At 44.1% G+C, this 11612-nt stretch carries 9 protein-coding genes; 3 read left to right on the top strand and 6 right to left on the bottom strand.

Going from position 1 to position 11612, the window contains the following annotated elements:
- Nucleotides 1-84 precede the first annotated feature (84 nt).
- Nucleotides 85-810, top strand: a complete 726-nt coding sequence (locus tag MHN00_RS16250) for a DUF1439 domain-containing protein (protein ID WP_239301787.1) — start codon at nt 85-87, stop codon at nt 808-810.
- 28 nt (nt 811-838) lie between these two features.
- Here the strand turns inward: MHN00_RS16250 and MHN00_RS16245 are convergent, their stop codons facing one another.
- Genes MHN00_RS16245 through MHN00_RS16235 form a run of 3 tightly spaced genes read right to left on the bottom strand, consistent with a single transcriptional unit; the run spans nt 839 to nt 4219 of the window.
- A complete protein-coding gene (locus MHN00_RS16245; protein ID WP_014949988.1) occupies nt 839-2278 on the bottom strand; it encodes a wax ester/triacylglycerol synthase domain-containing protein in 1440 nt (479 codons plus the stop codon).
- Nucleotides 2279-2288: 10 nt separating this feature from the next.
- On the bottom strand, nt 2289-2954 hold the full coding sequence (locus MHN00_RS16240; protein ID WP_075177515.1) for a TetR/AcrR family transcriptional regulator: 666 nt from the start codon (nt 2952-2954) through the stop codon (nt 2289-2291).
- 56 nt (nt 2955-3010) lie between these two features.
- On the bottom strand, nt 3011-4219 hold the full coding sequence (locus MHN00_RS16235) for a DUF445 family protein (RefSeq protein WP_239301786.1): 1209 nt from the start codon (nt 4217-4219) through the stop codon (nt 3011-3013).
- A gap of 414 nt (nt 4220-4633) precedes the next feature.
- Here MHN00_RS16235 and MHN00_RS16230 point away from each other — a divergent pair, with 414 nt between their 5' ends.
- On the top strand, nt 4634-6094 hold the full coding sequence (locus tag MHN00_RS16230) for a DUF3336 domain-containing protein (protein WP_187446654.1): 1461 nt from the start codon (nt 4634-4636) through the stop codon (nt 6092-6094).
- A gap of 78 nt (nt 6095-6172) precedes the next feature.
- Nucleotides 6173-7606, top strand: a complete 1434-nt coding sequence (locus tag MHN00_RS16225) for a hypothetical protein (RefSeq protein ID WP_239301785.1) — start codon at nt 6173-6175, stop codon at nt 7604-7606.
- Nucleotides 7607-7834: 228 nt separating this feature from the next.
- Here MHN00_RS16225 and MHN00_RS16220 read toward each other — a convergent pair whose 3' ends face one another.
- The 3 genes from MHN00_RS16220 to MHN00_RS16210 all read right to left on the bottom strand — a co-directional run bounded on the left by MHN00_RS16220 (nt 7835) and on the right by MHN00_RS16210 (nt 11481).
- Nucleotides 7835-8584, bottom strand: coding sequence for a hypothetical protein (locus MHN00_RS16220; RefSeq protein ID WP_239301784.1), 750 nt, complete (start codon nt 8582-8584; stop codon nt 7835-7837).
- Between the two features lie 183 nt (nt 8585-8767).
- Entirely contained in the window at nt 8768-9127 is a 360-nt protein-coding gene (locus tag MHN00_RS16215) for a phasin family protein (RefSeq protein WP_014949994.1), read from the bottom strand.
- 176 nt (nt 9128-9303) lie between these two features.
- A complete protein-coding gene (locus MHN00_RS16210) occupies nt 9304-11481 on the bottom strand; it encodes a S9 family peptidase (protein WP_239301783.1) in 2178 nt (725 codons plus the stop codon).
- Between the last annotated feature and the right edge of the window lie 131 nt (nt 11482-11612).

Below are 11612 nucleotides of genomic sequence, written 5' to 3'. Positions count from 1 at the left end.
TTAAGTGCTATATCGAAGTAGCCCCCTACTCTGAAAAAACTAACAACAAGCCACCGCCTAGTAGATTTAGGCTAAGAATGAACGTTGACCAAAAACCTATCGTTTAAAGACAAATGTAAAGTCTACCTTTCACAATGGCTTGTGAAATGGGGCAAGCTGACGCACGACGACTTCACGAAATCAGAGCTTCATGACCTCGTAAAAGGCAGCTTTCCTTACTCATTCACTTTCGATATCCCCATGGGAACTGGCACGGTTACCGTGCTTGAAGGAAATATCACGCTAGATAGTGAAAGCAACCGTATTGGTCTGCAGTGCCTCGCTGCGCTTAATATTGTGGTTGCCACCACGACTATTTATCGCGCTCATGTTGTATTTACCGTGTCGGCTTCACCCTATTACGACAAAAATATGAGTACACTCTATTTGACTGGCGTTGCCACTGATAGCGTCACCTTAGTTAACGATGATTACGCGTTGATTAAAGACACGCAATTTCTGATGTCGCGACTCTTCCCCAAAAGCGTTAATTCTTTGCTTGGTGGCTCTTTAAAATCAGCGTTATCACTGTTTAGCGCCGGCACATCCGATATGGCTGCAGACTATCTAAAGGTCTATTTATCTGGCTCGAAACAAGCAGTGTTGGACTACCACATCCCTCTCATTAACAACGCCATTAAAAAGCAAATTAAGCAGGAAGACTTAAGCCATACCATGCGTAACGATCATTGGCGCGAGGTTCTGTTCTCAAAAGCTGGCCAAAACGTGCGTGTAGAAGACGACGTACTGCGCTTTTACCTCATTGAATGACAGCGCTTACTGTTTGAAGCAATGCACGCTAGTGATCTGACACAATAGAAACAGGGACGGTATCCACCTGTTCGCCAATATCGTCGATGTTTAGCCTGGGATCGTCCACACTTGCTTCAAGCATATCGAACGCCTCTTTGACGTAGCGCGCTAACGGCTGTAGCGATTCAATATTTTTATTGCAGCACACTAATCCCACATTTGCCGTGCCTGCATATGTCATAAGCGTAATATTTACCCCGCCACCAGGCGTCATGGTAGAAATGGGGTAACAAGCCAGAAGCTCTGCATCTTTTAAATACCGCGTATCTTTTGGCCCAGGTACATTGGAGATTAAGATGTTGGCAATGGGTTTGACTACGCTAGATAGCCTTAACCACTCAAAGACCAGCGCAAGCGATTGAATCACAATGGTATAGCCGCTAAAAGCTGCGGGCCGCGCGTGCTGCGCTGCATGTTTTACAATGCGGTGGTTCACTACGATTTGGCGCAAGCGTAAATAAGGATCAGTTTCGCCGTGAGCAAGCTGCACCGGCACAATAGCTATCTTATTGCCCGTGGTTTTCTCGCCGGGTTTACGCAAATTGATTGGCATATTGGTGAACAAGGCTTTTTTAAATACTTGCCCGTGGTCTTGCAGCAGTTTATGTACGCCAATATCGAAGGCACATAGTAATACCTCGTTTGCCGTAGAGCGCGTTCGCCTTGCCAGGGCTTTCACACGCTTAAAGTCTAAGTCCATGGTAGCCACAGCCCTTCCCGCTTTCACTTGTCCAGTCAGCACTGTTTTCGTACCAGTGAAAGGAATAGGCATATAGTGTGGGTTCACTCGCAGCACTTTCATGAATATACGAATAAAGATAATTAGCAAATCGAGCGCGGTTTTAAGCGCGTAACCCACTCCCACTAAGCGCTTGTAAAAGCTCACAGGCTCTCTGCGCTTATGGCGCAGTCGTTTTACTGCCCATACTGGTGTGAACTTAGTCTCATGTGAGTTTGATACATATCCCGCTTGGAACCAGCGCACTAAGGTTGCCCCATCGCCATACATATGATGAACCCGCGCATAAATAGCAAACGTCTCGCTGTTGTCATCAAAGATGAAATGGTATTGCCAAAGGGGCTTGTCGGGATCTAACCGCGAAGCATGTAATCTTGCTACAAACGCATCGAGTGCTTCGCGGTTTGTAACATCAGCCACACGATGAATTTGAACGTGATAATCCATGTTGAGCTTTTTTACCGGCGCAAACCCCACCGGGTACCCCAATACCGTTTTTACCGCACAGTTGAAGGGAGAAGTAGCACGGGCAAAGCTTCTTATTTCCTGGAATAATTGAGGGACATATTCGGTACTTTTTGCCCCTTTAGGTATGGCAAGTAGCTGCAAGCAAGCTACGTGTTTTGGATTCTCGTCTGACTCGGTTATCCAAAATGACTTATCTAAGAAACTGAGCGTTTTTGCCATTACTATTCCTTTACGCGAAGTCGAGGGGTGACGGGGTTGAGGCATCTCTCATAAAGTCATGAGAGTCGAGCATCTGTTCTAACTGCTGTTTTTGCTCATCGGACAGTGCCAACCTTGGCAATACGCTTACCATCATTAGCGACAAAGCATGATAGCGCTGCATCGTACTATCCATATGGCTGTTTAATTCATCAAATTGACAAGATTGTGTGATGATTAAGGACATTAAATCCACCATAAGTGCCCTGTCGGCCTTTGAGGCAATAAGAATGTCTCGTTTCGATAGTGACTCAAAAAGAAACGCTAATTGTTTATTCAAGCTAGACAATATGTGCTGTCTAGGGCGCAGGATACTGGGATATTTCTCTGCTAAGTCAGCCGGGCTACGGTAGAAAAAGCGAAATACATGGATACTGTCTATAAGCAAATACAGGTAATACATAATTTCTTCAGGATGAAGTGTATCAAGCTTTTCTCGGCTTAGTATCTTCTGCATCTGCTGCTCATGCATTTTCATCAACGCGTTAACCAGGCTGTCCTTGCCTTTAAAGTGGTAGTAGAGATTCCCCGGACTAATATCCAGCTCAATGGCGATATCAACACTGGTAACAGTGTTTTCGCCGTGCTCGTTAAATAAGGTTAGCGCGGTGAGAAGTATTTTCTGCGCGGTTTTCATAATTTAGTTCAATCCTTTGCCAACCCAGTGCGTTAATCTTTTATTCGTGAAACACGCTACATAAACACCAGATAGAGTTGAGCAATACCAGCTACCATACCTAGAATAGCGCCGGTTACGATGAGCTTCCACTCATCCTGTTGATAAGCTGGGCGCAAAACGCCTTCAAATTCTTCAACACTTAACGCCTGCATGCGCTCACTTAAATCGTGCCCAATCTGCATAGCATTATTAGCGTAATCAAACGCATAAAGCAGATACTTATCAGAATTATCAAATATCTGACGCACCGCTAGTGCCTTCATTTTATGGTAATTTTCTGACCCCACACCCAACGCAAAATACGGTTGCGCTATAGCAACATAGCGTTCAATAGCGTCGTTGACATGAAGCTCAATGAGTTCTAAAAGCTGGGCTGAGCCTGAACCATGCAAGATTACATGGGTGATGTTTTTAGGCGTTATAAGCTTTTCTTCAATAATGTTTGAATAGACTTCGGACACTTCTTTTTGGCGCTTTAAAAACATACCTTGAATAGTAATCGGCCCCAGTTTTCTTGGGCGTTTGGGTTCGAATATGATTTTGATAGCAATCCAATTAGTGGCATAACCCACGAGCAGCCCACCTAACGGCAGAATCCACCATGCTTGGTAGAAATACCAAAGCAGCATGGTTGGTAAGCCGAATAGGAAACCGAAGTAAAAGCCAGAGCGCACTATAAACGGAAACTCTTTGCTGCCCGCCGTTAAGAAAATTTCATTAACGAGCTCAGGTGCATTCACCAGCTGCTCTACCACCAGCTCTTTTATGTCTAGAATTTCTGAAACATTGTGCTGGAAGTCGTCCACCATTTTGTGGACCACATTAGGGATGTCGTTTTCTATGCGTTGGTAAACTAAATTTTTACCTTGCACAGGCAACGCTGCCCAAAGTTGAGGCGCTGATTCGGCCATTACGTCATTAACAACTTTGCGTATAACCTGCCCTAAGCGGCGCTCAATAGCCTTCGTTAGCTCATCTGCATCTAAGCGCTGCGCTAATTCTTCAACACTCAGCAATTTGCCTAAAACTAGCTCAACCTCAATCTCGGCCATTTGGCGGCGCTTCGCAGGAATGAGTCCCTGCCAACCAAAGAATGGCTTAATACCGACGAATTCAATGGGGTAAAACATCATTTTTACCGCCAGATAGTTGGTTAGCCACCCAACGATAGCGCTAATTAAAGGAATTGATAGCAGACTCAGCGTTTCAAAGTTCCATTCCATACTACAAAAAAGAGATCCACATAATTATTTTCTCTCTCAGGCTACTGAGTGCTTATGAAATGGTCAATGTAAAAAACAAAATTACTGCTAATTGTTGATTGAAAACAGCTAAATGAAAGTCTAAAAGTTAGAACGTTTGACCTTGTGTGATTCACCTAAAGTGCATCAGTTTTCTCAACAACAAACGATTAGGTAGTGAATTCTAAATTTACGCCATACACTCAAAATAGTGTATGAACCGCTGTTCTCATGCCCTTGCTTTGAGTCTTCGTTATATGGACATTTAATGACCTGTAATTTTTGAGAACTGCGTTCTAAGTGAAAACTATCGTTTTGCTGGTGTTTTTCGGGTCAGTGTACTTTTTCAAATGAGTAGAAGGCACAGCCCTCATCAATCAAAAATAGGTACTCGTCATGGCAGTATTCGACTTGCGGTTAAAAAAGCTTGAACATGAAATCGAGCATGCAGGCAATTATGATGAATATGAGGCCGCGTGCTTAGCGCACGATGCATTGTCTGGTGCTGAGGAATGGAAAGCCGAAGACGCTAGCGATGACTACGACTACAAACTAATTCGCAAACGAGTTCAGCGCCTACAGCTTGCCAGAAGCAAAGGCGATTTACATGCGCTTATGTCGATTCTGCACGAGGGGCTACACGGCAATTTAGGCAATATTGCCAACCCCGTATTACTTACCCAGTGTAAAATAGGCACTAAATATCTTATTGAACAGTTTATTGACGAAGTGATATTGGCGCTAGAACAAATTTATCACGCCGATGAACAAGACGTAGACTTCTACGAGAAACTGTCATTTTTTGAAGAGACTGCACACGCCTTCGGGCGCAGCTGCCTTATGCTTTCAGGTGGCGCAGGCTTAGGCTTTTTCCATGCTGGCGTGGTTAAGTCATTAAACGAAAAGAATTTGTTACCTACCGTAGTGTCTGGCTCTAGCGCTGGTTCTATCATCGCAGCCATGTTGGGTACACGAACTCACGACCAATTATTAGAAGCACTCAGCGCCGACTTTATTTACGAGACTTTTAAACACTGGCGAAGCTTTGCCGGTCTTGGAAAGAAAGGGCTATTTGATAGTTCCGTGCTCGAAAATGCGCTGATTGAACTTTTCGACCTTACCACTTTTGAGGAAGCCTTTAAGAAAACAGGTCGACACATTACTGTGACGGTATCCCCTGCCGACCTCCATCAACATTCGCGCTTGTTAAATGCTAAAACCTCACCGAACGCAATTATTACTCAAGCGGTACGTGCATCCTGTGCAGTTCCCATCATTTTTAGCCCTGTACAGTTACGAGCGAAAACGCCCTCGGGCGATATTGTGCCTTATATTCCCAACCGTCGTTTTGCCGATGGCTCATTAATGGCCGACCTTCCCTTCGAGCGCTTAGCGAGGCTATATGGCGTCAATCACAGTATCGTGAGCCAAACAAACCCGTTGGCAGTGCCATTCATTTCCGCAAACCGCATTGACCCCAATTCGCTGTGGGACATGTCTGCGCGCCATCTTGGCCAACTAGCGAAAACTAACAGTATTTTCGCCATTGATATCATTGAAAGATTAACCGGTAATAAAAGTGCCAAATTGGCTATTCATAAAGTTCGTTCTATCATTGATCAGCAATACGTAGGTAACATCAATATTTTACCCAAGCGCCAAATTAGAAATTTATCGCAGGTGTTGTCTAATCCAACGCGCGAAAGCATCAATCAGTTGATTGTCAGTGGAGAACGGGCATCATGGCCGCAACTTCATGTTATTAAAAGAAATACCAAAATTAGCGAAAATTTACGGTATCATTTAGGCCAATTGAAAAAACGTGAGGCAGTAGAGCTTGGGCACGAAGTAAGATAGCGTGTGCGTCGCTTGACCTGTCTTGAATTGCCAATAGCAAAGTAATGGCAATTCGCAGCATCTTTTGAAAGGAAAACGGTGAGCGCACAAAGCCAAAACCCCGACAGCATTTACACGCAGCAAGTAAAACAACTAATCAATATGATTTATCCTCAAGAAACGGGCTACGGTTCGGTGTTCGAGGATGCGAGTCACTATTTTTCGCTTACCCCCTCTCTTGAGCAGCACATTGAAGACTTGAAAGCTCAGCTTAAGAAAATTGAGGGAAATAAAAACAAAGAGGTGCTTGCAGAGCAACTGACCAAGCAAATATCAAACAGCACTGAAAAGCTTGAAGAAGAGCGTCTGGCAAGGATAGAGCGGCTTGACGCTGTAAGCACCAAAATTATTGAGCTTTGTGAGGGCGATAACTGGCAAGAAACACAACAGCTTAGCGCTAAGTTACTTGGTACACTTATGCTGCTCACACGAGGACCAGAGGGCAACTTTGCACGTGTGCACATGCGCTTCAAACCGCTCTACAAAGCGGTGCTTACACTGCGCTTAGTCGATAGGCTTTTAGAGCACGACACGATTGCTCACAAATATCTCTCGAAGTATCGCGAAGCTGCATCCCGGTTTCGTGGGAACCGATATTGGCGCGATAAATGGAAAACTGAGCTTGGACGACCGCTAATAACCGCAGCGTTACTTCAAGATATTGGCCTGCAAAGCCCTGCCGCACTTACCATCTTGAAAGGGGAAAATGGCGATTTAGACGAATTTCGTTTGCTGGAAGAGTCGCAGCGAAAGGATCTTCTGAAGCTAAACTATCACTTCACTTTAAAGTACTTATCTGAGGGGTTAGGCCTACCTAAGTATGTAGGAAACAACAAAGAAGAAAGGGATCGCTTTGTTCAAACTCACAAAGAGGCCAATGAATTTTTGCAGCAGCTGGTAAAAGATGCATTTGTATCGAAAACGGGGCTGGGAGAAATTGTAAAGATCCCTCAAATTTATGTTTCGATTGTGCTTTCAACTAAGTCTGACTACTCACGTATGAGCTTGCCTAAAGGCTACATGCTCATTGAACAATTAGCGAAAAAAGGCGGCTTAAATAAGCAGTTAGCGCAGGATTTTGTTGAGCTTGTCGGGTATTTCCCACAAGGGTTCGGCATTACCTACATACCGATGAATGAGAAAGGTCATGAAAAGGACCAGTACGAATGTGCAATAGTGATCGGTCTCAACCCTGCAAATCCAGCTGAGCCTTTATGTAAAGTGGTAACAAGAAATCAGAAGTACATTACCAGCGGTACGCAAGAAATCATTCCCAAAGGAAGAAACCTTTATTTCCCAGCTAACCGCAAGAAACTCATGCGCGTAGGAAAAGACAGACTAAGTGAAATTATGAGTCAATTGTCGAGCAACTTTACTCCGGACGCACTTGACGATTTAGTACCGAGTTTCTGGGAACCCTATGACTTCTTCGGTTTTAAAAAGCATCAGAATTTGTGGGCGAAAAATAAATAGTGGGCTTAGTTACGTGAAGTTTGTAATGGAAAAATTGAAGTTTCACTTCAATAAAAGCTCATAGTACAACTTCTACAAAACACCTCTCAAGAAAATGTAAAACTAAACTTAGCTACAGCTATCACTATGTCTATCTAAAGCGTTTCTGGACGAAGCTGCGCCAATTAACCACGTATGTAGTTAATTGGCGCTCATGCCGAAAGCGAGGTTTATCTTTAGGAAGTGCTTTTATTCGTCGTTCTTGGTTGTATCAGTCGCGCTCTTAGTCGACGTTGCTTCTGCACTAGCCGCTTTCTTTTGTGCCGCACTCTTAGTAGTTGTCGATTTGGCCGCAGTACGCTTATTAGTTGTTCCCGCAGAAGCTTTTTTAGTCGTACTTGATGATGCAGCTGCCGATTTGGTTGTACTGGCTTTGCGAGCACGAGAAGTTGAAGAAGTGGTCGAAGACGACTTTGTCGATGTACTCCTCGTTGCTTGCGTAGACTTTGGTGAGGTATTCTTGGGCGCTGCAGTCTTGCTAGCAGCGCTTTTAGCCTCGGCTTTTTTAGCAGCCTCTTTTGCTGCTAAAAGGGCGACCTGCTCTACAAGCAAGTCAACTTTTGCGCTTAATAGTTCAAGCTGCTGCTCTTTTTGCTGGCGCTTCTGGCCGCCTGAGAATGCAGAAAAAAGCGGCGTTGACGCCACTAATTTCTGAGCAGCATCAACCAAGGCAAAGGGATTAAGTGTTCGTCTTAACTCGCTTTCAACCTCAAGCCCTCTCGCCTGCATCGAATTTATGGTTTCTTGCGTGTCATCAATTTTCTGACTAACAACGCCTGCAGCGTGATCTAATTTCGCCGATAACAAATCTGAGCCAGCGTAAAGCCAACCAAATAGAGGTGACGATTTAAGAGGTGAAGTAGCAGTACCGTTAAGTACTGATGAATCTTGATCGACTGTCGACACAGATTCTGTAGATGGAATTTTTTTGTTGCTCATAACGCCTCCAATACGGAGATTTACTAAGCATGACAGCATAAAACGGTTTCTACAGTCATTGAACTTTGTAAAAATGCTTCGCTGTCACTCAATTGCAGCTTTTAAAACGCGCTTTCAGCACTGAAAAGCTTATGAAAACTGCATGGAGGGCACCACAAAATGGTGCCCGGAAGGAAAACCGTTTTACTTGCTGGCAGCTAGCTTTGCAACCGCTTCAGTCAAGGCATCGATTTTTGCTGAAAGCTCTTCGATGCGCTGATCAGCTGGCTCTGAATCAAGGCCAAGCTTCTTGCGCACGTCCGCAACGCGATTTTCAACATCGTTAGTCGTAGATTTGAACTTACTCTTTGCGTCTTCTTCTAGCGTTTCGCCCTTTGTCACTAGCTCGTCAAACATTTTGTTCGCTTCTTCGCTTAGCTTCTCGTAACGCCCCTGCGCTTCTTCAACGCTCTTGCCATAAGCGCCTAAGCCTGCTAACCAAATTTTACGTGCCATTTCTTCGGCTTCGTTGATTTTACCTTTAATTGTGTCAGTAGTCGTCATGTTCAGCTCCTATGAATGCTAAATGAGAGTGTATTTCAACACCATGGCTTTACTTTACGATTAACAATTAGAATCCGCATACTAAAAACACAAAAAACATAAAAATGCCCGAAAAAGCGCTAACTTGTTCGGGCGAAATACCAGAGGAGACTGGTTTTAAAAAGGTGGGTGTAGAGTTAGAGTGGAACACCTGCAAGATGCAATACAAACGCATATTCAAGCGCGGTAGACTCGAATCGTTTGAAACGTCCTGAAGCTCCACCGTGACCCGCTTCCATGTCGGTTTTGAATAGCAGTAAATTATCGTCTGTTTTGTATTCTCTTAGCTTCGCCACCCACTTCATTGGCTCAAAGTACTGCACTTGTGAGTCGTGTAGTCCGGTTGTAACCAACATATGTGGATAGTCTTTTGCTTCAATCTGATCGTAAGGCGAGTAGGAAAGCATATAGTCAAACTCAGCTTTGTTGGCTGGGTTACCCCACTCGGTATATTCGCCGGTAGTCAGCGGAATAGACGCATCGCTCATCGTGGTCACTACATCAACAAATGGAACGTGCGCGCTCACACCTTGATAGAGTTCAGGTGCCATATTTACGATTGCGCCTATTAATAAGCCACCCGCGCTGCCGCCCATAGCAAAGACGCGGTCTTTGTCTACATACTGCTTTGCCACAAGTCCTTTTGAAACGTCAATAAAGTCAGTAAAGGTATTTATTTTCTGATGCATTTTGCCGTCTTCATACCACTCGCGCCCCAACATTTGACCTCCGCGAATGTGTGCGATCGCGACAACAAAACCTCTGTCTATCAAAGACAACCAGCTGCTTCTAAACGTTGGGTCTACAGTCGAACCGTATGAGCCATAGGCGTATTGATATAATGGATTGGTGCCGTCTTTCTTAAACTTATCTTTGCGATAAACCAACGAAACGGGAACCGACGTACCGTCTCTCGCTTCAATCATCACGCGCTCAGAGGCATAGAGAGAAGAGTCAAAGGTGTCAGATACACGGGTTTGTTTCATCACCTCGCTTTCAAGGGTATCTAAGTTGATATCAATGATAGAACCAGGCGTGGTCAACGAGCTGTAATAAATTCTAAGCTTATTGGTATCCATTTCAGGGTTTGCATTAAAATACGCACCGTAAATTGGGTCTTGAGTTGGAATAACTTTCTCTTCGTTTGACGTTAGATTGTGAACGACCAAGCGCAGCATGCCGTTTTCTTTTTCTTTAACCACTAAGTGGTTGTTCATTACTTCAATACTTTGAAGGAAAACGTTTGGACGATGTGCAATCACTTCTTGCCATTTCGACACATCGTTAGTGGTGTCTAATGGTGCTTTCATCACTCTAAAATTCTTCGCACCAATATTGGTCAACACAAAATAACCGTCACTCGCTTTTGCTACACTGTATTCTTGTCCGTCTTCAATGGGCAAGAATACTTTTGTTTGAGACGTTGGGTTATTCGCATCAATCAAAGTCACACCTGTTTTTTCGGTGTTGTCATGGTGAATGTATATGACACTATCGTCTTTACTTTTACTGATATAGGTATAAAAGGTAGGGTCGCTTTCTTCATAAACTAAAACATCTTCGCTTTGAGACGTGCCCAATTTATGGCGATAGACTTGGTATCCTAAAAGAGTCTGCGGGTCTTTCTTCACGTAAAAGAGGTGGGTATTATCGTTCGCCCAAACTACACTTCCAGACGTACCTTCTAAAATGTCATCAAGCTTTTCTTCACTCTCTAGGCTTTTGACATACACAGTGTAGATGCGTCGGCTAAGCGTATCTTCAGAATACGCAAGCAACTTGTTGTTGCTGCTCACCGCGTAACTGCCAATACTGAAATAATCATGCCCTTCAGACATTCGGTTTGCATCAAGCAATACTTGCGGTTCAGCGTCAAGTGAAGGTTTTCTTAAATAAATAGGATACTCGTTTTCACCTGAGTAGCTGGTGTAGTACCAGTAACCATTGTCGAGAACGGGAACGGTTGAGTCGTCCTTCTCAATCCGAGACACGAGCTCCTCATAAAGCGCTTCTCGGTTTTTCTTAAGAGGAGCCAAAACAGTCTCAACATAGCTGTTTTCTTGTTCTAAATGGGACAATATCTCTTCGTCGGTGCGGGAGTCATCACGCATCCAATAGTAATTGTCATTACGGGTGACACCATGCGCGGTCATTTCATGCGGCACTTTTTTCGCCACAGGCGCACTTACTTGAGTATTTAGCATAACGGATGGCGCTGCACTTTCAGCTACTTGTTGAGGATTTTCAGTTTTGTTTTCGACGCCACAGCCTGCTACCAAGCCACCTGCGGCAAGTGCTATCCATAGATATTTCATTATTATTCCTGTTGTGCACTTTTATTGGCGCTTTGTTTACCGCCAAGCGATTGAAGACAATCGACTTTTGATCATTGAAGATTTAAGAAAGCAGCTAAACTAAGCGAAGTTTATAAGTAAAGTGAGTATAT

This window comes from Alteromonas sp. Cnat2-8, from assembly GCF_022348355.1.
Lineage (GTDB): Bacteria > Pseudomonadota > Gammaproteobacteria > Enterobacterales > Alteromonadaceae > Alteromonas > Alteromonas macleodii.
The sequence above is the reverse complement of the archived record's forward strand: the minus strand, read 5'-3'. Positions and strand labels throughout refer to the sequence as shown.